This is a genomic window from Streptomyces sp. BBFR102 (genome assembly GCF_051397025.1).
Taxonomy (GTDB): Bacteria; Actinomycetota; Actinomycetes; order Streptomycetales; family Streptomycetaceae; genus Streptomyces.
In genome coordinates, this window is record NZ_CP195757.1 from 1708822 (window position 1) to 1733198 (window position 24377).

Annotated in this window: 17 protein-coding genes; 6 read left to right on the top strand and 11 right to left on the bottom strand. The window is 72.7% G+C overall.

The window, feature by feature from the left end:
• Positions 1-426: 426 nt before the first annotated feature.
• Both ACSLIC_RS07645 and recD2 read right to left on the bottom strand, forming a co-directional pair.
• Positions 427-1716: a citrate synthase gene (locus ACSLIC_RS07645; protein ID WP_436736923.1), complete on the bottom strand. Its 1290-nt coding sequence runs from the start codon at positions 1714-1716 to the stop codon at positions 427-429.
• A 198-nt stretch (positions 1717-1914) separates the two neighbouring features.
• Complete coding sequence (gene recD2 / locus ACSLIC_RS07650) at positions 1915-4173, bottom strand: SF1B family DNA helicase RecD2 (RefSeq protein WP_436736924.1); 2259 nt, start codon at positions 4171-4173, stop codon at positions 1915-1917.
• Between the two features lie 420 nt (positions 4174-4593).
• On the opposite strand from recD2, the gene ACSLIC_RS07655 reads away from it, so the two are divergent.
• Positions 4594-6444, top strand: a complete 1851-nt coding sequence (locus tag ACSLIC_RS07655; protein ID WP_436736925.1) for a glycoside hydrolase family 3 protein — start codon at positions 4594-4596, stop codon at positions 6442-6444.
• A gap of 76 nt (positions 6445-6520) precedes the next feature.
• Here the strand turns inward: ACSLIC_RS07655 and ACSLIC_RS07660 are convergent, their stop codons facing one another.
• The 5 genes from ACSLIC_RS07660 to speB form a co-directional block, all read right to left on the bottom strand.
• Complete coding sequence (locus tag ACSLIC_RS07660) at positions 6521-7960, bottom strand: S28 family serine protease (RefSeq protein WP_436736926.1); 1440 nt, start codon at positions 7958-7960, stop codon at positions 6521-6523.
• Positions 7961-8166: 206 nt separating this feature from the next.
• Positions 8167-11991, bottom strand: coding sequence for an ABC transporter ATP-binding protein (locus ACSLIC_RS07665; RefSeq protein ID WP_436736927.1), 3825 nt, complete (start codon positions 11989-11991; stop codon positions 8167-8169).
• Between the two features lie 147 nt (positions 11992-12138).
• Positions 12139-12498 (bottom strand): VOC family protein, encoded by a 360-nt coding sequence (locus ACSLIC_RS07670; RefSeq protein ID WP_436736928.1) that lies wholly within the window; start codon positions 12496-12498, stop codon positions 12139-12141.
• Between the two features lie 97 nt (positions 12499-12595).
• Positions 12596-14293 carry a thiamine pyrophosphate-binding protein gene (locus ACSLIC_RS07675; protein WP_436736929.1) on the bottom strand — a complete coding sequence of 566 codons (1698 nt, stop codon included), beginning with the start codon at positions 14291-14293 and terminating at the stop codon, positions 12596-12598.
• Positions 14294-14574: 281 nt separating this feature from the next.
• Positions 14575-15546: an agmatinase gene (gene speB / locus ACSLIC_RS07680; RefSeq protein ID WP_436736930.1), complete on the bottom strand. Its 972-nt coding sequence runs from the start codon at positions 15544-15546 to the stop codon at positions 14575-14577.
• 380 nt (positions 15547-15926) lie between these two features.
• On the opposite strand from speB, the gene ACSLIC_RS07685 reads away from it, so the two are divergent.
• Positions 15927-16709, top strand: a complete 783-nt coding sequence (locus ACSLIC_RS07685; RefSeq protein WP_436736931.1) for a phosphatase — start codon at positions 15927-15929, stop codon at positions 16707-16709.
• A 227-nt stretch (positions 16710-16936) separates the two neighbouring features.
• Complete coding sequence (locus ACSLIC_RS07690) at positions 16937-17767, top strand: DUF5996 family protein (RefSeq protein ID WP_436740306.1); 831 nt, start codon at positions 16937-16939, stop codon at positions 17765-17767.
• A 22-nt stretch (positions 17768-17789) separates the two neighbouring features.
• Here ACSLIC_RS07690 and ACSLIC_RS07695 read toward each other — a convergent pair whose 3' ends face one another.
• On the bottom strand, positions 17790-18242 hold the full coding sequence (locus ACSLIC_RS07695; protein WP_436736932.1) for an ATP-binding protein: 453 nt from the start codon (positions 18240-18242) through the stop codon (positions 17790-17792).
• A gap of 239 nt (positions 18243-18481) precedes the next feature.
• On the opposite strand from ACSLIC_RS07695, the gene ACSLIC_RS07700 reads away from it, so the two are divergent.
• Together ACSLIC_RS07700 and ACSLIC_RS07705 are read left to right on the top strand one after the other, a co-directional pair.
• A complete protein-coding gene (locus tag ACSLIC_RS07700) occupies positions 18482-19348 on the top strand; it encodes a DUF5753 domain-containing protein (protein WP_436736933.1) in 867 nt (288 codons plus the stop codon).
• On the top strand, positions 19345-19563 hold the full coding sequence (locus ACSLIC_RS07705; RefSeq protein WP_436736934.1) for a DUF397 domain-containing protein: 219 nt from the start codon (positions 19345-19347) through the stop codon (positions 19561-19563). Before ACSLIC_RS07700 ends, ACSLIC_RS07705 begins: the two co-directional genes overlap by 4 nt.
• A gap of 64 nt (positions 19564-19627) precedes the next feature.
• Here ACSLIC_RS07705 and tesB read toward each other — a convergent pair whose 3' ends face one another.
• From tesB to ACSLIC_RS07720, 3 genes are all read right to left on the bottom strand, one after another.
• A complete protein-coding gene (gene tesB / locus ACSLIC_RS07710; RefSeq protein ID WP_436736935.1) occupies positions 19628-20503 on the bottom strand; it encodes an acyl-CoA thioesterase II in 876 nt (291 codons plus the stop codon).
• A gap of 70 nt (positions 20504-20573) precedes the next feature.
• Positions 20574-21731: an acyl-CoA dehydrogenase family protein gene (locus tag ACSLIC_RS07715; RefSeq protein ID WP_436736936.1), complete on the bottom strand. Its 1158-nt coding sequence runs from the start codon at positions 21729-21731 to the stop codon at positions 20574-20576.
• Positions 21732-21974: 243 nt separating this feature from the next.
• Positions 21975-22580, bottom strand: coding sequence for an SACE_7040 family transcriptional regulator (locus ACSLIC_RS07720; protein WP_436736937.1), 606 nt, complete (start codon positions 22578-22580; stop codon positions 21975-21977).
• 123 nt (positions 22581-22703) lie between these two features.
• Between ACSLIC_RS07720 and ACSLIC_RS07725 the strand changes: the two genes are divergently transcribed.
• A complete protein-coding gene (locus tag ACSLIC_RS07725; RefSeq protein ID WP_436736938.1) occupies positions 22704-24335 on the top strand; it encodes a carboxyl transferase domain-containing protein in 1632 nt (543 codons plus the stop codon).
• Positions 24336-24377: the final 42 nt, after the last annotated feature.

Genomic DNA, 24377 nt, shown 5'->3' on the forward strand with positions numbered 1-24377 from the left:
GTGGGGGGCTCGTGAGTCTAAGAAGGCGATACCGGAAATGTCTTGGGGGACGTTTCCGGAATCGGGAGGGCGTCTTGGGGGACGTCCTTCGACCGTGTAGGCCGGGGCACGTGCACCGGGGAGCTTTGAGCGGCCCTCCCGTACGTACGTGTCCTGGCAGACCGCACAGACGCCCGACCGGATCCCGTGGGGGGAATCCGCTCGGGACACAGGAAAGCGCCCCGAGCATCGGCCCGTGGGGGGACTGGTGCCGGGGCGCTTTCTACTTGCCCCGTTCAGCCCGGCCGACGCTTGAGGCCGGCTTCGGCAGCGGCCACACGACGGGTCGCACCCAAGCCGAAAGCCCGCCCCTCCCCCGCCGCACAGCGGGGAAAGGACGGGCCAAGTGGGGCGTACCCCCGAGAACTCCCGAGGCGTCCGCCTCGGTCAGCGGGCCTCGACCGGGACGAAGTCGCGCAGGACCTCGCCGGTGTAGATCTGGCGCGGGCGCCCGATGCGCGATCCGGGCTCCTTGATCATCTCGGTCCACTGGGCGATCCAGCCGGGCAGCCGGCCCAGCGCGAAGAGCACCGTGAACATCTCGGTCGGGAAGCCCATGGCGCGGTAGATCAGCCCGGTGTAGAAGTCCACGTTCGGGTAGAGGTTCCGCGAGACGAAGTAGTCGTCGGAGAGCGCGTGCTCCTCCAGCTTGAGCGCGATGTCCAGCAGCTCGTCGGACTTGCCGAGCGCGGAGAGGACGTCGTGCGCCGCCGCCTTGATGATCTTCGCCCGCGGGTCGAAGCTCTTGTAGACGCGGTGGCCGAAGCCCATCAGCCGGACGCCGTCCTCCTTGTTCTTCACCTTGCGGATGAAGGCGTCGACGTCGCCGCCGTCGGCCTGGATGCCTTCCAGCATCTCCAGCACCGACTGGTTGGCGCCGCCGTGCAGCGGGCCCCACAGCGCGGAGATGCCGGCGGAGATGGAGGCGAACATGTTGGCCTGCGAGGAGCCGACCAGGCGCACGGTGGACGTGGAGCAGTTCTGCTCGTGGTCGGCGTGCAGGATGAAGAGCTTGTCCAGCGCGGAGACGACGACCGGGTCGGGCTCGTACTCCTGGGCGGGGACCGAGAAGGTCATCCGCAGGAAGTTCTCGACGTAGCCCAGGTCGTTGCGCGGGTAGACGAAGGGCTGGCCGATCGACTTCTTGTAGGCGTAGGCCGCGATGGTCGGCAGCTTGGCCAGGAGGCGGATCGTCGAGAGGTGGCGCTGCTCCTCGTCGAACGGGTTGTGGCTGTCCTGGTAGAACGTCGACAGCGCGCTCACCACGGACGACAGCATCGCCATCGGGTGCGCGTCGCGCGGGAAGCCGTCGAAGAACCGCTTCACGTCCTCGTGGAGGAGCGTGTGCTGCGTGATCTCGTTCTTGAACCCCGCCAGCTGGTCGACGTTCGGCAGCTCACCGTTGATCAGCAGGTACGCCACCTCCGTGAAGGTGGAGCTCTCCGCCAGCTGCTCGATCGGGTACCCGCGATAGCGAAGGATGCCCTGCTCGCCGTCGAGATAGGTGATCCCGGATTTGTACGCCGCGGTGTTGCCATAGCCGCTGTCGAGGGTCACCAGACCCGTCTGGGCGCGAAGCTTCCCGATGTCGAAGCCCTTGTCGCCGACGGTGGAGTCGATCACCGGGTAGGTGTGCTCACTGTCGCCGAACCGCAGTACTACAGAGTTGTCGCTCACGTCTTTCCCTCACCGACGTAGTGCCTCATCTTCGAGGTGCCCTGACTGTCTCTACCATCCCCCACTTGGCTCAGGAGAGTGCACTCGGGGTCGACCCTTCGGCCCTTTGGCGGCACTCAGTGCCGCCAACCTGTTCATCCTGCCCCTCTCTCGCCGGTTCCGGAAGGGCTGCGTGACGTATCCCACCGATTTGATCGATCATTTCTGGCCGAACGCCCGGCCGGGCGCCCCGGAGAGCAGCCGGTGGTCGAGCGCGGTGCCCCTCCTGCCCGCGGAGACGGTGCGCACCGCCTGGCCGATCGCCTTCCGCGACCCCACCAGGACGACCAGCTTCTTGGCCCGGGTGACGGCGGTGTAGAGCAGGTTCCGCTGGAGCATCATCCAGGCGCTGGTGGTCACGGGCACCACCACCGCGGGGTACTCGCTGCCCTGCGAGCGGTGGATGGTCACGGCGTAGGCGTGCGCCAGCTCGTCCAGCTCGTCGAAGTCGTACGGGACCTCCTCGTCCTCGTCGGTGCGTACGGTCAGCCGCTGCTCCTCGGCGTTCAGGGCGGTGACGACGCCGACGGTCCCGTTGAAGACGCCGTTGAGCCCTTTCTCGTAATTGTTACGGATCTGGGTGACTTTGTCCCCGACGCGGAAGACCCGGCCGCCGAACCGCTTCTCGGGGAGGTCGGGCCGGGCCGGGGTGATCGCCTGCTGGAGGAGGGCGTTCAGGGCGCCCGCGCCGGCCGGGCCGCGGTGCATGGGGGCGAGGACCTGGATGTCGCGGCGCGGGTCGAGACCGAAGCGGGCCGGGACGCGCCGGGCGGCGACGTCGACGGTGAGACGGCCGACCTCCTCGGTGTCGTCCTCCACGAAGAGGAAGAAGTCGTCGAGCCCCTGCGTGAGCGGCGGGGTGCCGGCGTTGATGCGGTGGGCGTTGGTGACGACGCCGGAGCGCTGGGCCTGGCGGAAGATCCGGGTGAGGCGGACGGAGGGGATCGGGCCGCCGTCGGCGAGCAGGTCGCGCAGCACCTCGCCGGCGCCGACGCTCGGCAGCTGGTCGACGTCGCCGACGAAGAGCAGGTGGGCGCCGGGGGCGACCGCCTTGACCAGCTTGTTGGCGAGCAGCACGTCGAGCATGGACGCCTCGTCGACCACCACCAGGTCGGCGTCGAGCGGCCGCTCCCGGTCGTAGGCGGCGTCCCCGCCGGGGCGCAGCTCCAGCAGGCGGTGGACGGTGGAGGCTTCGGCTCCGGTCAGTTCCGCGAGGCGTTTGGCGGCGCGCCCGGTGGGGGCGGCGAGGACCACCTTGGCGCCCTTGGCGCGGGCCAGTTCGACCACCGAGCGGACGGTGAACGACTTGCCGCAGCCGGGCCCGCCGGTGAGCACGGCCGCCTTCTCGGTGAGGGCGAGCCGGACCGCGTCCCGCTGCTCGGGGGCGAGTTCGGTACCGGTGCGGCGGGCGAGCCAGCCGAGCGCTTTCTCCCAGTCCACGTCCTGGAAGGCGGGCATCCGGTCGTCGGCGGCGCGCAGGAGGCGCAGCAGCTGGGCGGCGAGGGAGACCTCGGCCCGGTGGAAGGGGACCAGGTAGACGGCGGTGACGGGTTCGCCGTCGGGTCCCGGCACCTTCTCGCGGACCACGCCCTCCTCCTCGGCGGCGAGTTCGCCGAGGCAGTCGATGACCAGGCCGGTGTCGACCTGGAGGAGTGTGACGGCGTCGGCGATGAGCCGGTCCTCGGGGAGGTAGACGTGGCCCTGGTCGCTGGACTGGGAGAGGGCGTACTGGAGGCCGGCCTTGACGCGGTCCGGGCTGTCGTGCGGGATGCCGACGGCCTGGGCGATCCGGTCGGCGGTGAGGAAGCCGATGCCCCAGACGTCTGCGGCGAGCCGGTAGGGCTGGTTGCGGACGACGGAGATGGAGGCGTCGCCGTACTTCTTGTAGATGCGTACCGCGATGGAGGTGCTGACGCCGACACCCTGGAGGAAGACCATCACCTCCTTGATCGCCTTCTGCTCCTCCCAGGCCGCGGCGATCAGCTTGGTCCGCTTGGGGCCGAGCCCGGGGACCTCGACCAGCCGCCCCGCGTCGGCCTCGATCACGTCCAGGGTGTCGACGCCGAAGTGCTCGGTGATCCGGTCGGCGATGCGCGGCCCGATGCCCTTGATGAGGCCGGAGCCGAGATAGCGGCGGATGCCCTGGACGGTGGCGGGGAGCACGGTCGTGTAGTTCTCCACGGTGAACTGCTTGCCGTACTGCGGATGCGAGCCCCACCGCCCCTCCATCCGCAACGACTCCCCCGGCTGCGCCCCGAGCAGCGCCCCGACCACGGTGAGCAGGTCGCCGCCGCCACGCCCGGTGTCGACCCGGGCGACGGTGTAGCCGTTCTCCTCGTTGGCGTAGGTGATCCGTTCGAGGACGGCTTCCAGGACGGAGAGGGCGGGGCGGGGCCCGTTCTGGGGAGTGCTGGCCATGGCCCCGACGGTACGCCGTACCGGGGACGGTCCCGGCGGCCCCGGAAACTTCTCGCGACTGCTCGCGCTTTCCGTACAACCCCGGGCGGGACCCGCCCGTCTTACGTGGCGTCAGGACTTCCGGGGGGATTCCCGGGGGGGGATTCAGGGAGTTCTGAGCTGGAGGGGGGAACCTCCGGGGGGAAACACGAGGGGCCCGGTCCATGGACCGGGCCCCTCGAATGTCGTGCGGGGGTGCCCCAGCCGAGGCAAAGCCGGACAAGCGGCGCGTGCCTCCGCCGCAACACGCGCCCCGCCCCTTGACTGGCAGAAATCTTCGGGCTATCCGTGATTCCTGGCAGTTTCCTTCAGGAGCTGCCCGTCGAGGCGGCACGGGCAGCGCGCACCCGCCCGGCGCCCCTCCCACCGGAAGGAGCGCACGTGCACCACCGATCCCCCGGCACCTCCCGCCGCGCCGTGCTCGCGGCGGGCGCGGGAGCCGCCGCCGCGGCCACCGTCAGCACGGCGGCCTCCGCCGCCGGCCCCCAAGGGCCGGCGGACGCCGTGCCCGCCGCGCGCAGACCCACCCGAGAGCAGCTGCGCGGGCTGCTCTCCCGGATGAGCCTGGAGGAGAAGGTCGGCCAGCTCTTCGTGACGCGGGTGTACGGCCACACCGCGACCGGCCCGGACCAGGCGGACGTCGACGCCAACCTCAAGGAGCTGGGTGTCCGCGACGCCGCCGAGCTGATCTCGACGTATCACGTCGGCGGCATCATCTACTTCACCTGGGCCAACAACACCCGCGACCCGCACCAGATCGCCGAACTCTCCAACGGCATCCAGCGCGCGTCGCTGGGGCGCGGGAACGGCGTGCCCGTGCTGGTCTCCACCGACCAGGAGCACGGCATCGTCTGCCGGGTCGGCGCCCCCGCCTCCCTGCTGCCGGGCGCGATGGCGCTGGGCGCGGGCGGCAGCCGCACCGACACCCGGCGGGCCGCGCACCTCGCCGGGGCCGAGCTGGCCGCCCTCGGCATCCTCCAGAACTACGCGCCCGACGCCGACGTCAACGTCAACCCGGCCAACCCGGTGATCGGCGTCCGCTCCTTCAGCTCCGACCCCGAGGCGGTGGCGGAGCTGGTGGCCGCGCAGGTGAAGGGGTACCAGGGGGCCGGGGTCGCCTCCTGCGCCAAGCACTTCCCCGGCCACGGCGACACCACCACCGACAGCCACGAGGCGCTGCCCACCATCCACCACACCCGCGAGGAGTGGGAGCGGCTGGACGCGCCGCCGTTCCGGGCGGCGATCGCGGCGGGCATCGACTCGATCATGACGGCGCACATCGTGGTGCCCTCCCTCGACCCGGCCGAGGACCCGGCGACGCTCTCCCGCCCGATCCTGACCGGCATCCTCCGCGAGGAGCTGGGGTACGACGGGGTGGTCGTCACCGACTCGCTCGGCATGGAGGGGGTCCGCACCAAGTACGGCGACGACCGGGTACCGGTTCTCGCCCTGCTCGCCGGGGTCGACCAGCTGCTCAACCCGCCGAGCATCAAGGTGGCGTACGACGCGGTGCTGGCGGCGGTGCGCGACGGGGAGCTGACCGAGGATCGGATCGACACCTCGGTGCTGCGCATCCTCGAACTGAAGGCGAGGCGCGGCCTGTTCGAGGACCCGTACGTGACGCGGCGGGACGTCGACCGGACCGTCGGCATCCGCCCGCACCTGGCGGAGGCGGACCGGATCGCGGAGCGCACCACGACCCTGCTCGCCCACCGCGGCGGCCTGCTCCCGCTGAGCCGCCGCACCCACCGGGACCTCCTGGTCGTCGGCGCCGACCCGGCCTCCCCGTCGGGCACCACGGGTCCGCCGACCACCACGATCACCGAGGAGCTGACGGGGCTCGGCTTCCGGGTGACGACGCTGCCGACCGGGACGGCGCCCGGCCAGGCGGCCGTCGACGCGGCGGTGGCGGCGGCCGAGGGCAAGGACGCGGTGATCGTCGGGACGTACAACGTGGCGGCGGGCAGCGCGCAGCAGAAGCTGGTGCGGGCGCTGGCGGCGACCGGGGTGCCGGTGGTGGCGCTGGCCATCCGCAACCCGTACGACGTGGCGCACCTGCCCGAGGCGGACGCGGTGCTCGCCACCTACTCGTGGACGGATGTGGAGCTGCGGGCGGCCGTGCGGGTGCTGGCCGGCCGGGCGAGCGCGCGCGGGAAGCTGCCGGTGCCGGTGCAGCGGGCGGACGACCCGTCGAAGGAGCTGCTGCCGGTCGGGTACGGCCTGCGGTACTGACGGGCGGGCGAACGGCGCCGCCCGCCCCGTGGATCACGGGGCGGGCGGCGCCTTCCGGTGTGCGGGCCGGGTCAGGTCAGAGCCCGCCGCCCCGGTGCTTTCGGAGCAGCCGCTCGTCGAGCGAGTCCAGGGTGTCGTCGTAGGCGGCGAGCGGCCTGGCGGACTCGGGGTCGGCCTGGGCGGTCGCCGGGGCGACGCCGGCCCACTGCTGGATGCGTGCGGTGGCGCGGGCGCGCTCCTCGGGGACGAGCCCGGCGACGTTGGCGCCGTGGTTGGCGCCCGGCGCGGTCAGCACGTACGAGTCGCGGGCGCCGGTGCCGAGGCGGAACGGCTCGGCGCTCCACGGGTCGTTCTCGCCGTAGACGAACATCATGCGCCGGGCGTGGTGGCGGACCCAGGTGTCGACGTCGCGCATCGCGTGCCGCTCGAACCGCATGGGGATGGAGCGCGGCACGAACGCGCGGGGCGCCTGGTAGCCGTAGCGGCTGAGGTCGGCGAGGTGCGGCTGGGCGATGCCGGGCGAGCCGAGCTGGGTGCCGGCCTGGTAGTAGTACGGCGTGTACGGGGCGAGGCCCTGGTCGGTGTAGAAGGACCAGCCGGAGATCTCGTCGACGTAGGCGAAGAGTTCGGCGTCGCTCGCGGTGCGGGCCTCGGGGACCCGGGCGCAGTCGGCCTCGTCGGCGTACTGCCAGAAGCCCCAGGCCAGGTCCATCACGACGGCCTCGAACGCCTTGTCGAGGCTGCCGACGGTGGTGAAGGTGGCACCGGCCTTCTCCGCCAGTTCCGCGTACCGCTCGCTGAGGGGGGCGCGGCGCAGCAGGGCCTCGCGCTGGACGGCGTGCAGGGCGTCGCGGCACTCGGCGGTGCCGACCTGGCCGAGGAAGCGGTCGTAGGCGGAGTCCTCGTCGTCGACCACGTCGTTGGGGGCGACGTAGGCGACGACGGCGTCCATGTCGCGGGGGTAGAACCGCTCGTAGTAGGTGGCGGTCATGCCGCCCTTGGAGCCGCCGGTGGCCAGCCACTTCTTGCCGTAGACGGGCTTGAGGGCGGTGAAGAGGCGGTGCTGGTCGCTGGCGGCCTGCCAGATCGTCAGCTTCGACCAGTCGGCGGGTTCGGGCCGCGAGGGGGTGAAGTAGCGGTACTCCAGGGAGATCTGGTTGCCGTCGATGATCCGGGTCGGCTCGCTGCGGCCGGGGCTGGTGGAGACGCCGTAGCCGGAGGTGTGGAGGACGGTGGGGCGGGAGGTGTCCTTGTGCAGCACGGTGAACCGCTGCTCGAACGTGCCCCGCTTCGGGTGCCGGTGGTCGACCGGCTGGGTGTAGGTGAGGACGAAGTACCGGTAGCCGTCGTACGGCTTCTCCTCGATCAGTTCGACGCCCTCGACGGCGAGCAGCCGCTGAAGGATGTCCCGGCCGTCGCGTGCCGGTTCCTGGTCGGCCGCCGCACTGCCGGCCTGGACCGTGACGGCCCCCGCCAGGACCACGAGCGACAGCAACCAGCGCAACACCGTGCGCATGAGCCCTCCCCTGTTCCGATCGTCACTCCGGGCGCGTCCCGGCCCGCCGGAACTTAGCCCAGTGACGGCCGCTCCACCAGACGGCCTGCTCCTGGGGGTGGCGGTGTGTCGCCCGAAGGCCCCGGCTAGGGCCGCCCCGCGCCCCCCTGTCCCGGGCTGGGGCAGGGGGGCGCGGGGTGCGGGCCCGGAGTCGGTCAGGCCGGAGGTCAGGCGGCCGGGGCGCCGACGAAGGCGTCCCACAGGGCGGCGTACGCGCCGCCCTTGGCGAGGAGTTCGTCGTGGGTCCCGACCTCGGCGACCCGGCCGTGGTCCATGACGACGACGCGGTCGGCGCGGGCGGCGGTGGTCAGGCGGTGGGCGACGACCAGGGTGGTGCGGCGCCCGGCGACCCGCTCGGTGGCCTGGTTGACCAGGGCTTCCGTGGCCAGGTCGAGGGCGGCGGTCGCCTCGTCGAGCAGCAGGATGTCCGGGTCGACCAGCTCGGCCCGGGCCAGCGCGATCAGTTGGCGCTGCCCGGCGGAGAGGTTGCGGCCGCGTTCGGCGACGGCGTGCAGGTAGCCGCCCTCCAGCCGGGCGATCATGTCGTGCGCGCCGACCGCGCGGGCCGCCGCCTCCACCTCGGCGTCGCTCGCCTCGGGCCGCCCGTAGGCGATGGCGTCCCGGACGGTGCCCTCGAAGAGGTACGCCTCCTGCGGGACGACGCCGAGCCGGTGCCGGTAGGAGGTCAGGTCCAGCTCGCGCAGGTCGGTGCCGTCCACGGTGACCCGGCCGCCGGTCGGGTCGTAGAACCGGGCGACCAGCTTGACCAGGGTCGACTTGCCCGCGCCGGTCTCGCCGACGAAGGCGACCGTCTCACCGGGCGCGATCCTGAGGTCGACGCCGGTCAGCGCCTCCTCGGCCTGGCCGTCGCCGTCGGCCGGGCGGTAGGCGAAGGCGGTGTCCTCGAAGGCGATCTCGCCGCGCAGCGAGAGCACGTCGCGGGGGTCGGCGGCCCGCCCGGTGGAGGGCTTCTCCCGCAGGAGCTGCTGGATGCGGCCGAGCGAGACGGTGGCCTGCTGGTAGCCGTCGAAGACCTGCGAGAGCTGCTGGACCGGGGCGAAGAACAGGTCGATGTAGAGCAGGTACGCGACCAGCGCGCCCGTGGTGAGCGTGCCGGCCTCGATCCGGCCGGCCCCGACGATGAGGACGGCGGCGGCTGCCACCGAGGCGAGCAGCTGCACGAAGGGGAAGTAGACCGAGATCAGCCACTGGCCCTTGAGCCGCGCGCGCCGGTAGGAGTCGCTGCGCTCGGCGAAGTGGCGGGTGGCGGTGGGCTCGCGGCGGAACGCCTGCACGATCCTGAGCCCGGCGACGTTCTCCTGGAGGTCGGCGTTGACCCCGGAGACCCGCTCACGGGCCAGCTCGTACGCCTTGACGCTGCTCTTGCGGAAGAAGTACGTGCCGACGATCAGCACGGGCAGCGTCGCGAAGACGACCAGCGCCAGCTGGAGGTCGATGGCGAGCAGCACGCCCATGATGCCGAAGAAGGTGACGGCCGAGACGAAGGCGGTGACCAGGCCGGTCTGGAGGAAGGTGGAGAGCGCGTCGACGTCGGTGGTCATCCGGGTCATGATCCGGCCGGTCAGCTCGCGCTCGTAGAAGTCCAGGCCGAGCCGCTGGAGCTGAGCGAAGATCTTCAGCCGGAGCGCGTACAGGACCCGCTCGCCGGTGCGGCCGGTCTTGCGGATCTCGGCGGCCTGGGAGGCCCACTGGGCGATCACGGCGAGCAGGGCGAGCCCGGCCGCCGTCCAGACGGCGCCGAGCGCCAGCTGGTTGACGCCCTCGTCGATGCCGTGCCGGATCAGCACCGGCAGCAGCAGGCCCAGGCCCGCGTCGGCGGCGACGAAGAGGAAGGCGACGGCGAGCGGCCGACCGAAGCCGCGCAGCAGCCGCCGCAGGTCGTAGGAGTCCTCCGGGGCGACGGCGCGGGCCTCGTCCACCCGGGGCTTCTCGTCGGCCGGGGGCAACGCCTCGACCTGGGCGAGGAGTTCAGGGGTGGCGGGCATTCCGGCGAGGGCGGCGGCCGGGTCGCGGGCCTCCTTGTCGCGGACCCACAGGGCCGGGGTGACGCCGCGTTCGGCATCGAACTCGGCGTCCAGCTCGTCCCGCAGCTCGTCGGTGAGCGTCTCCTCCTCAAGGAGGGCGGAGAGCGGGGGCTGCTCGGGGGTGTGGCCGGGCGAGGGGCCGCCGAGGGCTTCGGGGTCGGTGAGCAGGCGGCGGTAGAGCGGGGAGGTGCGCTCCAGCTCCTCGTGGGTGCCGACGGCGCTGACGCGGCCCTCGTCGAGGACGGCGATGCGGTCGGCGAGGCCGAGGGTGGAGCGGCGGTGGGCGATGAGCAGCGTGGTGCGGCCCGCCATGACCTCGGCGAGGGCCTCGTGGATCTCGTGCTCGACGCGGGCGTCGACGGCCGAGGTGGCGTCGTCCAGGACGAGCAGCCGGGGGTCGGTGAGCAGGGCGCGGGCCAGGGCCAGGCGCTGGCGCTGGCCGCCGGAGAGGGTCAGGCCGTGCTCGCCGACGGCCGTGTCGTAGCCGTCGGGGAGTTCGTCGATGAAGCGGTCGGCGCGGGCGACCCGGGCGGCGGCGGTGATCTGCTCGTCGGTGGCGTCGGGGCGGCCGTAGGCGAGGTTGGCGCGGATGGTGTCGGAGAAGAGGAAGCTGTCCTCGGGGACCGGGCCGATGGCGGCGCGCAGCGAGTCGAGGGTCAGTTCGCGCACGTCGTGGCCGCCGACGAGGACGGCGCCCGCACTCACGTCGTAGGAGCGGGGCAGCAGCGTGGCGACGGTGGACTTGCCGCTGCCGGAGGCGCCGACCAGGGCCAGGGTCTCGCCCTCGCGGATCTCCATGCTGAAGCCGTCGAGGACGGGCCGCCCGTCGCCGTAGCCGAAGGTGACGGCGTCGAACTCGACGGTGGCGGGGGCGTCGGCGGGCAGTTCGCGGGTGCCGTCGGCGATCGAGGGTTCGGTGTCGATCAGCTCCAGGACGCGTTCGGCACCCGCCCGGGCCTGCTGGCCGACGGTGAGGACCATGGCGAGCATCCGGACCGGGCCGACCAGTTGCGCGAGGTAGGTGGAGAAGGCGACGAAGGTGCCCAGCGTGATCTGCCCGCGCACCGCCAGCCAGCCGCCGAGGGCGAGCATCGCGACCTGGCCGAGCATGGGGACGGCCTGGAGGGCGGGGGTGTAGCGGGCGTTGAGCTTGACGGTGCGCAGGCGGCCGGCGAACAGGCGGCGGCTGACCTCGCGGACCTTGCCGGTCTCCTGGTCCTCCTGGCCGAACCCCTTGACGACGCGCACGCCGGAGACGGCCCCGTCGACCACTCCGGCGACGGCGGCGGCCTGCCCCTGGGCGTACCAGGTGGCGGGGTGGAGCCGGGTGCGGCTGCGGCGGGCGATCCACCACAGGGCGGGCGCGACGGCGACGACGACCAGGGTCAGCGGCGGCGAGAGCCACGCCATGATCGCCAGGGACATCAGGAAGAGGAGGACGTTGCCGATGGTCATCGGCAGCATGAACAGCAGGCTCTGGATGAGCTGGAGGTCGCTGGTGGCACGGCCGACGACCTGGCCGGTGGAGAGTTCGTCCTGCCGTCTGCCGTCGAGCCGGGTGATGGTGGCGAACATGTCGGTGCGCAGCTCGTGCTGCACGTCCAGGGCGAGCCGCCCGCCGTAGTAGCGCCGGATGTACGTCAGCCCGTAGACGACCAGGGCTGCCGCGATCAGCAGCCCGGTCCACACGGCGAGCGAGCGGCTGCCGCCGATCACGTCGTCGATGACGACCTTGGTGATCAGCGGCACCAGGGCCATGACGCCCATCCCGGCGAGCGAGGCGCCGAGCGAGAGGATCACGTCCTTGGGGTGCCGCCAGGCGTACGCGGTGAGCCGCTTGGCCCAGCCCCGGTCCTCGACGGCCGCCTCCGGCCCGGCGCCCGCCTCCTGGTGCGCCGGGACACGCCCCCGCTCCCCCTGCCCCTGGTGCTGCCGCGCGCCCGCCACCCGTGGTCCTTCCGTCGTCCCGAGTCGTGCCCCTACCGCCAGCGCCAACGTCCGGCGCGGGAGTTTTCATCCCGCCGCAACGAACCGGGCGGGGCGCACGGGTGTGCGAGGGGAGCCTCGGGGGCGCTCGGAGTGGGCCGGGGCCGGTCAGCGGTGGCCGAGGACGTTGACGACCCGGCCGTCCGGATCGCGGACGAAGAAGCGGCGCACGCCCCACTCCTCGTCGCGGACCGGGAAGAGGAGGTCGGCACCGGCCGCCCGCATCGCCTCGTACGCCGCGTCGACGTCGTCGACCTCGATGCTGAGGTCGGGGACGACCGGGCCGGTCAGATCCTCCGTCATCAGGCTGAGCTGGGCCGTCGAGGAGTCGGTGCCGCCACCGGTGCCGGTCAGCGTGGTGATCCGGCCCAGCTCCATCGCCGGGCTGAGGCCGATCCGGGCGTAGAACGCGCCGCACGCCCCGGGGTCCTCGGTCCGCAGGTTCGGTACGACCCGCCGTACGTCCATGATCGGCTCCTCACGCCGTGGCCGCGCGGGCGGGACGGGCCGCTCCCGGCCGGAGTGCCCCGCGACGGGAGCACTCCAGCACAGGAGGGGCACGTCGTCACGCCTCGCCGTTCTCCTCGTGGGTCGCGGCGAACATCCGCAGGCGGACCGGGAGGACGACCACCGACGGGCCGGGGGCGGCGAGCGCCTCGGCCAGGTCGGTGGCGAGGGTCTCCACCGAGGTGGTGGTGGCCGGGATGTGGAAGGCGGCGGCGAGGGCCGCGTAGTCCGGGCGGCTCAGCTCGGTGGCGGTGGTGGCGCCGAAGGCGTCGTGCAGGTACTCGCGGAGGATGCCGTAGCCGCCGTCGTCCACGATGAGCCAGGTGACGTTCAGGTCGTGCTGGCGGGCGGTGGCCAACTCCGCGATCGAGTACAGGGCGCCGCCGTCGCCGGAGACGGCGAGCACCGGGCGGGTCGGGTCGGCCACCGCGGCGCCGAGTGCGGCCGGGTAGGCGTAGCCGAGGCCGCCCGCGCCCTGGGCGGAGTGGAAGGCACCCTGGCGGGGATCGAAGGCGGACCAGGCCCAGTAGGCGAGGATCGTCATGTCCCAGAAGCTCGGCGCGGTGTCGGGCAGCGCCTCGCGGACGGCGGCCAGCACGCGCTGCTCGGTGTCGAGCCCCTGTCCGTCGATCCGGTCGCGGATCGCGGCGAGGGTGGCGGCGACCCGGTCGGGGGCGTCCGGGTCCTCCCGCTCCGGGACGGTCTCCAGCAGGGCGGTCAGCGCGAGGCGGGCGTCGGCGTGGATGCCGAGGGCAGGGTGGTTGGCCTCCAGCTTGCCGAGGTCGGCATCGATCTGGATGATCCGGCCGCGCGGGGCGAACGTCCCGTAGTGGGAGGAGAGTTCGCCGAGGCCGGAGCCGACGACCAGGACCACGTCGGCCTCCTCCAGGAAGGCCGTGGTGTGCCGGTCCTCCATCCACGACCGGAGCGAGAGCGGGTGGTCCCAGGCGAAGGCGCCCTTGCCGCCGAAGGTGGTGACCACCGGAGCCCGCAGCCGCTCGGCCAGCGCGGTCAGCTTGCCCGTGGCGTCCGCGCGGACCACGCCGCCGCCCGCGATGATCACCGGCCGTTCGGCACGGCCCAGCCAGTCGGCGGCCACGGCGGTCAGCTCAGGGCGCGGCGCCGGCTCCTGCGGGGTCGCGTCCGGGGCGGTGACCTGCGGCACCGTGGTCTCCGCGCTGAGGACGTCGGCCGGGATCTCCACCCACACCGGGCCGTGCGGCGCGGTCAGGGCGCTCTGCCACGCCTCGGCCACGGCGGTGGGGATCTGCGAGGCGGTGCGCACCGTGTGCACGGACTTCACCACGTCCCGGAACGACGCCTGCTGGTCGCGCAGCTCGTGCAGATACCCGTGCCGCCCGCCGCCGAGCCCCGCCACCGGGATCTGGCTGGAGATCGCCAGCACCGGGGCACTGGCGGCGGCGGCCTCCTGGAGCGCGGCCAGGGAGGTGAGGGCGCCGGGGCCGGTGGACAGCAGCAGCGGGGCCGCCTCACCGGTCACCCGGCCGTACGCGTCGGCGGCGAATCCGGCGTTGTTCTCGACGCGCAGGCCCACGTACTCCATGGGGGCGCGGCGCAGCGCGTCGAACATGCCCAGCGCGTGCTGGCCCGGAAGCCCGAAGACGGTGGTCGCGCCGAGGCCGTACAGGGTCTCCATGACCAGGTCCCCGCCGGTACGCCCCGGCGGAGGGGACAGGGCCGCCGCGGTCTGGGCGGGGGTGGGGATCAGCTCGGGGCCGTGGTGGTCGTGGGGCATGGTGCGCGTGGCCTCGTGTCCGGGTCAGGGGGTGGGGGTTGCCATGGTGCCATCGGGCTTGCCGGGGCTCGGGGGTCACCGGGCTCGGGGGGCCGGGACGGGAGGTCTGCCCGGCCTGCGGCCCCGATCGCCGGCCAGGCTGTCGTGTGGCTGAGCGCTCAGCCGAATACTGCCCGGCCGGCGTTTGAGGCCAAGGAGCCCGGCCGGCGTCTGAGGCCGCCCCAGGCCGGGGGCCGGGCAGAGCCCGGCCCCCGCAGACCCCCGCCGGGGAGTGCGGCCCGTCAGCCCACAATCTGGCGCGCCATGATCGTGGTCAGCTCGTACGCCGTGTGGCTGGCGGCCACCGCCGTGATCTCGGCATGGTCGTAGGCCGGCGCGACCTCGACCAGGTCGGCCGAGACGAGCCGGCACGAGGCCAGCCCCCGGATGATCTCCAGCAGCTCACGCGAGGTGAGCCCCCCGGCCTCGGGCGTCCCGGTGCCGGGCGCGTGCGCGGGGTCGAGGACGTCGATGTCCACGGAGACGTAGAGGGGGCGGTCCCCGATCCGCTGGCGCAGTTGGTCGGTGATCTCGTCGACGCCGCGCCGCATCACGTCGGCGCTGGTCACGATCCCGAAGCCGAGCTTCTCGTCGTCGTCGAGGTCCTGCTTGCCGTAGAGCGGGCCGCGGGTGCCGACGTGGGAGAGGGCGGAGGTGTCGAGGATGCCCTCCTCGACGGCCCGCCGGAAGGGCGTGCCGTGCGTGTACTGGGCCCCGAAGTAGGTGTCCCAGGTGTCGAGGTGGGCGTCGAAGTGGAGCAGGGCGACGGGCCCGTGCACCTTGGCGACCGAGCGGAGCAGCGGCAGGGCGATGGTGTGGTCGCCGCCCAGCGTCATGAGGCGGGCGCCGGTGGCCAGGAGGTCGTCGGCGGCGGCCTCGATGCTCTCCACGGCCTCCTCGATGTGGAAGGGGTTGGCCGCGATGTCCCCCGCGTCGGCGACCTGGGCGAGGGCGAACGGGGAGGCGTCCTGCGCCGGGTTGTAGGGCCGCAGCAGCCGGGACGCCTCGCGGATGGCGTTGCCGCCGAAGCGGGCGCCGGGCCGGTAGGAGACACCGGTGTCGAAGGGGACGCCGACCACGGCGATGTCGGCGGAGCCGACCTCGTCCAGCCGCGGCAGCCGCGCGAAGGTGGCGGGCCCGGCGAAGCGCGGGACGCGCGAGGAGTCGACGGGGCCGCGCGGCTCGGGGCGGGGGGTGGAGGCGGATGCGGTCATGGGCGCGGGTCCTTCCGTGAGCCCCGGGCCTGGGGCGGGGTACGGCCCAGGGCACGGGGAAGTGCGGGTCGCCCGGGGTGTGGGCGTGGCTCGACCCTAGGTCGGCCACGGGCCCGGGTGAAGCCCGGGTTTCGCCCGCCTGGTGGGCGCGGTCCCGCTCGCGGAGAAGCCGGGGAACCCTGGCACCGCATCCCGCTGTTCCCGCCGGGCCACGCCTGCGGTTCCCCTGCCCCTGACGGGCGGCAAGGGGCAGTACCTGCGGAGCCGGTCCGCCCCCAGGGCCACCTGATGCTCTCGGTCCCCCGCGCCGGGGACGACCGGGCACGGCCAACCCTCGCGAGCCGCCCCCGGCGGCGCACCCGCCGGGCACAATGGTCTCCATGTCGATACCCAGTCGCGCCACCCTCGTCGAGCATCTCGTCCGCGCCCGGATCGCCGGCGACGTCGCCACGCCCCGCGACAACAACCTCGACCACTACCGCAGGCTCGCCAACGGCGACCGCCACTACTGGCTGGGCCTGGAGCTGGGCGACCGCTGGGCCGACGAGCAGGACGTACTGGCGGTCATGGCCGAGCGGTGCGGCGTCAGCGACGACCCCGAGCACCGGCACGGCCAGGACACCATCGACCCGGAGCTGACCGTCGACGGCCTGGACCGCATGGCGGCCCGCCTGCGCAAGGCAGCCGAAGGCCGGGAGCGCGTCCTCTTCGCCACCGGCCACCCCGGCGGCCTCCTCGACGTCCACCGCGCGACGGCCGCCGCGCTGCGCGCCGCGGGCTGCGACATCGTCGTCATCCCCGGCGGGCTGCGCACCTCCGAGGGCATGGTGTTCCAGTTCGCCGACGTGGCGATGCTGGAGCGCGGCGCCACCCTCTGGCACACCCACTCCCCCGAGCCGATGAGCGTCATCCTCGACGGCCTGGAGCACGAGGGCAGCCCGCTGCCCGACCTGGTCGTCGCCGACCACGGCTGGGCGGGCTGCGCGGCCCAGCGCGGCCTCGACTCGCTCGGCTACGCCGACTGCAACGACCCCGCCCTGTTCATCGGCGAGGCCGAGGGCACCATGCAGGTCACCGTCCCCCTGGACGACCACGTCCTGGACCCGCGCTTCTACGACCCGATGACGGCGTACCTGCTGGGCGCGGCGGGGCTCACCCCGTAGGACGTGCCGGAGCGCGGCGGCGCTGCGACCATGGGACGAACCGACCCGTTTCGGCCCTGCACCCGCACCCGGGGAGGCCCCCGTCATGAGCGAACGCGGCACCGCACGCCCCGACCTCGACTACGAGCACCTGGCACCCACCGCCGACTACGTGAACCGGGTGGTGCAGGTCGGGGGCAAGTATCACCCTGGACCAGCCCTTCGAGGTCGGCTGGGGCGACGTCGTCCTGGACGTCACCCCACGCGGCCTCGCCACCCGGACCTTCCGGCGCCCCGGCACCGCCTTCCAGGTCCACTACGGGATGCTCGACGGCGACGTGCGGATCGAGTCCGACCGGGGTACGCGCGCCCTCTCCCTGCGCCACGATTCGGTCGCGTCCTTCTACACCGCGTTCTGCGACGCCGCGCGCGACCTCGGCGTCGACCCGCCCGCCTCCCCGCTGATCTGCGAGATCCCCGGCGCCCCCGCGACCTTCGAGGAGGACCGCGCCCCCCGCACCTGGGACCCCGACGCGGCCCGGCTGATGTGCGCCGCGTGGAACCTCGCCGCCGCCGGCCTGGAGGCGTGGCAGGCCCCCTACCTCGGCCACCGCCCCCGCGTCGGCGTGATGTGGGGCGGCTTCGACCTCTCCGCGACCCGCTGGCGCCCCCAGCGCACCACCCCCACCCCGGGCCGCCCCGCCTTCCAGCAGAACGCCGAACTCCACGCGTACGTCTCCGTCGGCTTCTCCTTCGGCAGCGCCGACTCGCCGCACCCCGGCCTGTACGCCTACATCTGGCCCCAGCCGGACGGCCTCGGCTCCCGCGACTGGGGCGTCCCCGGCGCCACCTGGAACCCGGACGCGGGCCTGGTCCAACTCCCCTGGCCCGCCCTCCTCCAGACCCCGGACCCGATCCGCTCCATCGTCACCTTCGGCGACGCCGTGTACGCCGCCGCCGTCGACCTGGCCGGCTGGCCCGACGACTGGGTCTGCCCGCGCGTGGACGGCTGGTACATGAGCCGGACCCCGGCGGACGAGGTCCAGCGCCTGGAGAGGGAGCGGCACGAGGGAGGCTGACCCGGCGTACGTCTCGGGCCCCTCACCGAGAGGGCTTCACAGGCACCTCCCCCCAGACCGCCTTGCCGAACGGGATGTCGCTCACGCCCCAGCCCTGCGGGCACAGGGCGTCGAGCAGGAACAGCCCACGCCCGCGCGCCCGTTCGTCCGACCGGGGCCTACGCCTGGGATGACGACGCACGGGATCGTGCACCTCCACACGGGTGCGGTACTCGTCCGCGTGGAGCACGACTCGGAGGGAGTCCCCCGGCTCGGTGCCGTAGCGGATCGCGTTGGTGACCAGTTCGCAGGTGACGAGAGCGACGGTCTCGACGTGCTCCTCGGACGCCCCCGGAAGGTGGTACCCCAGGTACTCACGTACGAACCGGCGGGCCGCGCGGGCGGACTGGGGTTCGCTGACGAGCAGCAACGTGAATGGCGGGCCACTCGGCGGTTCACAGCAGCCCTGAATCAGACCTGACGGGTAGTCGACCATGACTCTCCTCCACGGGGGGTACCTGCAACGGCAACCCGGCGGTACGCAATGACACCTGAGCGACCGCCGCTCACAGAGCAGGCTGCCCGAAACTCACCGTCAATGACGGCGCTTTACGCGAAGAGATGTAATTTTACAGACCCATCCGGAAACTTGTTCGTGCAGCTGGGAAGCCGGGTGACATGCCGAGACGCCGCACGGCAGACTGTCAGGACGATGAAGAGCAGAGAGGGACACCCGTGAGCGCGCCTACAGTTCGTCGTCGCCGACTCGGCGCCAAGATGCGCGGACTACGGGGCGACCTGACCCTTGATCATGTGGTGGAAGCCTCCGGGGGCCGCTTCAACGTGGCCAAGCTTTCACGGCTGGAGACAGCGAAGTCGGCCGCGAAGCAGAAAGACGTGGAGGACCTTCTCGATCTCTACGCCCGCCTCGGCCGAAAGGTTGACGCGGAACTGCGGTCCGCCCTGGTGACGCTCAGCCGCGAAGGGGCGAAGCGGGGCTGGTGGCACTCCTACCGAGGCGTTCTGACCCCCGTGTACGAGGACCTCATCAGCCTCGAAGCCGAGGCTTCCACGATTCGCACCTGGCAGGTGGCCACGGTGCCGGGGCTGCTCCAGACAGCGGAATACGCGGGTGAGACGATCACCAGCACGGCGATGTCCAGCGCCATAGCCGACCGCGTCTCCGCCCTGGTGGAGATCAGGCTGGCCCGGCAGTCCGTGCTCACCAATCGCCTGGAGCCGTTGAACCTCTGGGCGATCATCTCCGAGACCGCACTGCACACGCGCACGGCCGAACCAGCCGTCATGCGCGAGCAGTTGTCCCGACTGGGCCGGATGGCATCCCTGCCGAACGTCACCATTCAGGTCATGCCGTCCGAGACCCCGCCCCATGTTGGCCAGACCGGATCGTTCACCATCCTTGGCTTCGGCGGCCACTCCGATCTCGATGTGGTGCACCTGGAGTCGCTGACCAACGCGCTGTATGTCGAGGACGGGCCGCAAGTCGCCACCTACGCGGAGGCGTTCGAGCGGCTGCGTGCTGCGGCACACCCGGCCGAGCGTTCGCTCGACCTCATCGCAGAAGCAAGGAAGCAGACATGACCCACGTTGCCGATTCGACCACGCTGGCCGTCACCTGGCGGAAGTCCAGTGCTTCGCACGCCCAGAGCGACTGCGTCGAATGCGCCGTCCTCGACCCCCACCACCGCATCGCCGCCCTCCGCGACAGCAAGACCCCCACCGGCCCGGCCCTCCTCCTCCCCTACGACGCACTGAACACCCTCGTCACCGCCCTGAAGCAGGGCTCACTGAGGTAACCGAGCGGACAACGCCACGGCCCGCCCCTCCCCGGAGAGGCGGGCCGACCGCGGCGAAGGCCCCTCAGCGCGGGACGCGCATGACCCCCTCCTGAACCACCGTCACCGCGAGCTTCCCCTCGCGCGTGTAGATGCGGCCCTGGCCGAGTCCGCGCCCGCCGGAGGCCGACGGGGAGTGCTGGTCGTAGAGGAGCCAGTCGTCGGCGCGCAGCGGGCGGTGGAACCACATGGCGTGGTCGAGGCTGGCGCCGGTGATGTCGCCGGTGGTCCAGCCGCCCCGGCCGTGCGCGAGCAGGACCGAGTCGAGCAGCGTCATGTCCGAGACGTACGTGGTCAGGCAGGCATGGGTGAGCGGGTCGACGTCGCCGAGCTTGCCGTTGACGCGGAACCAGACCTGGGAGCGGGGTTCGCGCGGGGTGCCTCGGGTGGCGTACGGGGGCTCGTGGACGTACCGCAGGTCGATGGCGGCGCGGGCCTCGATCACGCGGTCGGCGACGCCCGGGTCGGTGAAGGCGGCGGCGTGGCGCGGGACCGTCTCCTCGGTGGTGGCGAGGGTCTCCGGGTCCGGCGCGGGCGGCATCGGCTCCTGGTGGTCCAGGCCCTCCTCCCAGGTCTGGAAGGAGGCCGAGAGGTGGAAGATCGGCCGGCCGTGCTGGACGGCGACGACCCGCCGGGTGGTGAAGGAGCGGCCGTCGCGGATGCGGTCGACGGTGTAGACGATGGGCGCGCCCGGGTCCCCGAGGCGCAGGAAGTACGCGTGCAGGGAGTGGGGGTGCCGGTCGTCCGGGACGGTCCGCCCGGCCGCCGCCAGCGCCTGGGCGGCGACCTGGCCGCCGAAGACGCGGGGGATGGCGGCCGAGCGGGACTGTCCTCGGAAGATGTCCCGCTCGATCCGCTCCAGGTCGAGCAGGACCAGCAGTCCGGCCAGTGCGTCGTTCACGTGAGGGTGGCTCCGCTTCCGGTCGGGGCTGGACGGACTGCCGGCTCAGGGCTGCTGCCGGGTCCGGGGCTCAGAGCCCCATGTTCTTGGCGATGATCATCTTCATGACCTCGCTGGTGCCGCCGTAGATGCGGTTGACGCGGTTGTCGGCGTACAGGCGGGCGATCGGGTACTCGTTCATGTAGCCGTAGCCTCCGTGCAGCTGGAGGCAGCGGTCGATGACGCGGGAGGCGACCTCGGTGCAGAAGAGCTTGGCGGAGGCGGCCTCGGCGGCACTCAGCTCACCGGCGTCGTGGGCCTCCAGGGCGCGGTCGCAGACGGCCTCGGCGGCGTCCACCTCGGCCTGGCAGGCGGCCAGCTCGAACTTGGTGTTCTGGAAGGAGGCGACCGTCTTGCCGAAGACCGTGCGGTCCTGGACGTACTCCTTGGCGAACCGGATCGCGGCGGCGGCCTGCGCGTAGGCGGCGACGGCGATGCCCAGGCGCTCCTGGGGGAGGTTCTGGCCGAGGTAGGCGAAGCCCTTGTTCTCCTCACCGAGGAGGTCCTGGACGGGGACCTTGACGTCGGTGAAGGACAGCTCGGCGGTGTCGGAGGTGCGCAGGCCCAGCTTGTCGAGCTTGCGGCCGACGGCGTACCCCTCGGACGTGGTGTCGACCACGAAGAGGGAGATGCCGAAGCGGCGGTCCTCGGGGGTCGGGGCGGCGGTGCGGGCGCAGACGATCACGCGGTCGGCGTGGACGCCGCCGGTGATGAAGGTCTTGGCGCCGTTGAGCACGTAGTGCGTGCCGTCATCCGAGAGCTTGGCGGTGGTCTTCATGCCGGCGAGGTCGGAGCCGGTGCCGGGCTCGGTCATGGCGATGGCGTACATGGTGGCGCCGGTGACGAAGTCGGGCAGCCAGCGCTTCTTCTGGTCCTCGGTGGCGTACGCCTTGAGGTAGGGCAGGCAGAGCGCGACGTGGACGCCGGAGCCGCCGAAGGAGACACCGGCGCGGGCGCACTCCTCGGAGATGATCGCCTGGTACTTGAAGGACTCCTCGCCGGCGCCGCCGAACTCCTCGGGCACCTCGATGCCGAAGATGCCCAGTTCGCCGAGGTTGTCGTAGAACTCGCGCGGGGCCTGGCCGGCGGCGAGCCACTCGTCGTAGACCGGGACGACCTCGGCCTCGATGAAGGACCGGAGGGTGTCGCGGAACGCCTCGTGGTCCTCGTTGTACACCGTACGACGCATGGTGATGCTCCTAGATCGGCTCGTGGCCGGCCGCCTCGGGCGGTCGGCCCACTCTCGTCCGGGCCGCGTCTCCGGTCCGGCCATGGGCGCGCAAGCACGACTCGCCGACCACCCGGCTAAGCGCTTGCTCAGACGCAAGTTACCCGGCGGTTCCGGTGACTGTCCAGGGTGTGCGACGGCCGTCACGCGGGGCCTTGAGCCCGGTACGCGTCACTCGGGTGGAGCCCTGCACCGCCCGGCCCGTCAGCCCCGCGCCGGCACCCCGGCGCCGGCCGCGAAGGCGCCCCGGGCGAGGCGGTGCAGCAGCTCCGCCGTACCGGCCCGGCCCGGCAGGGCGCCCGGGCGGCCGAGGTGCGGGGTGGAGTTGAGCAGGCCGAACACCGCGTGGACGCAGGCGCGGGCGGCGGGCTCGTCGAACTCCGGATAGAGGCGGCGGACGGCCTCGACCCAGAGTTCGACGTACTGGCGCTGGAGGCGGCGGACCCGCTTGCGGTCGGCGTCGCGCAGGCGGTCCAGCTCGCGGTCGTGGAGGGTGATCAGGGGGCGGTCGTCGAGGGCGAAGTCGATGTGGCCCGCGATGAGCGAGTCGAGGACGGCCTCGGGAGCGGCCCGGTCGGCCCCCTCGGTGCGCCGCCTGCCGCCCTCCAGGAGCTGTTCGGAGATGCCGACGAGCAGTTCGGCGAGCATCGCGTCCTTGCCCGCGAAGTGACGGTAGAGGCCGGGCCCGCTGATGCCGACGGCGGCTCCTATCTCGTCCACGCCGACCCCGTGGAAGCCGCGCTCGGCGAAGAGGCGGGCGGCCTCCTTCAGGATCTGCTCGCGACGGGTGGGGTTGGCGGTGGGAGTCATGGAACTCATTCTAGACAGGGTCGTTAGCGGTCGTTAACCTGTCCGCAACGCGTTAACGGTCATTAACGCCGGAGCGGTCCTCCCGTGGGGCCCGCCCCGGTCACGGCAAGGGAGCCACAGGCCATGCGAGAGGCACCAGTGCTGGGGAGCGCCGCCGATCCGGCGTCCGACACCTGGCGGACCAACGAAGAGGCGCACACCGAGCTCGCCGCGCGGCTGCGCGAGAAGCTGGCCGAGGCCCGCCTCGGCGGCGGCGAGCGCTCCCGGGCCCGGCACGTGGCCCGCGGCAAACTCCTCCCCCGCGACCGGGTCGACGCCCTGCTCGACGCCGGCTCGCCCTTCCTGGAGCTGGCCCCCCTGGCGGCCGACGGGATGTACGGCGGGGGCGCCCCGGCCGCCGGGGTGATCGCCGGGATCGGGCGGGTCTCGGGCCGGCTCTGCGTGATCGTGGCCAACGACGCCACGGTCAAGGGCGGCACGTACTACCCGATGACGGTCAAGAAGCACCTGCGCGCCCAGGAGGTGGCGCTGGAGAACCGGCTGCCCTGCCTCTACCTGGTCGACTCCGGCGGCGCCTTCCTGCCCATGCAGGACGAGGTCTTCCCCGACCGGGACCACTTCGGCCGGATCTTCTACAACCAGGCGCGGCTGTCGGGCTCCGGCATCGCGCAGATCGCGGCCGTCCTCGGCTCCTGCACGGCGGGCGGCGCGTACGTCCCGGCGATGAGCGACGAGGCCGTCATCGTGCGGAACCAGGGCACGATCTTCCTCGGCGGGCCGCCGCTGGTGAAGGCGGCCACCGGTGAGGTCGTCACCGCCGAGGAGCTGGGCGGCGGCGAGGTCCACTCGCGCATCTCCGGCGTCACCGACCACCTCGCCGAGGACGACGCGCACGCCCTGCGCATCGTCCGCTCCATCGTCGCCACCCTGCCGCCCGCCCCCGAGCCCGGCTGGGAGCTGCTCCCCGTCGAGGAACCGGCCCTGGACCCGGCCGGCCTCTACGGCGCCGTCCCGGCCGACTCGCGCACCCCGTACGACGTGCGCGAGGTCATCGGGCGGATCGTGGACGGCTCGCGGTTCGCGGAGTTCAAGCAGGAGTACGGGCAGACCCTGGTCACCGGGTTCGCGCACATCCACGGCCACCCGGTCGGCATCGTCGCCAACAACGGCATCCTCTTCTCGGAGTCGGCCCAGAAGGGCGCGCACTTCATCGAGCTGTGCGACCAGCGCTCCATCCCGCTGCTCTTCCTCCAGAACATCTCCGGCTTCATGGTCGGCCGTACCTACGAGGCGGGCGGCATCGCCAAGCACGGCGCCAAGATGGTCACCGCCGTCGCCTGCGCCCGCGTCCCCAAGCTCACCGTCGTCATCGGCGGCTCGTACGGCGCGGGGAACTACTCGATGTGCGGCCGGGCCTACAGCCCCCGCTTCCTGTGGATGTGGCCCAACGCCAAGATCTCCGTGATGGGCGGCGAGCAGGCCGCCTCGGTCCTCGCCACCGTCAAGCGGGACCAGCTGGAGGCACGCGGGGAGGAGTGGTCCGCCGAGGCCGAGGAGGAGTTCAAGGCGCCGGTGCGGGCCCAGTACGAGACGCAGGGCGACGCCTACTACGCCACCGCCCGCCTCTGGGACGACGGCGTCATCGACCCGCTGGAGACCCGCCGCGTCGTCGGCCTGGCCCTGACCGCCTGCGCCCAGGCGCCGGTCCCCGCACGCGACTCCGAGGCCCAGGGCTTCGGCGTCTTCCGGATGTGAGCGGCATGGCCACCGAGAAGGCAGCACGCAGCGCCACAGGAG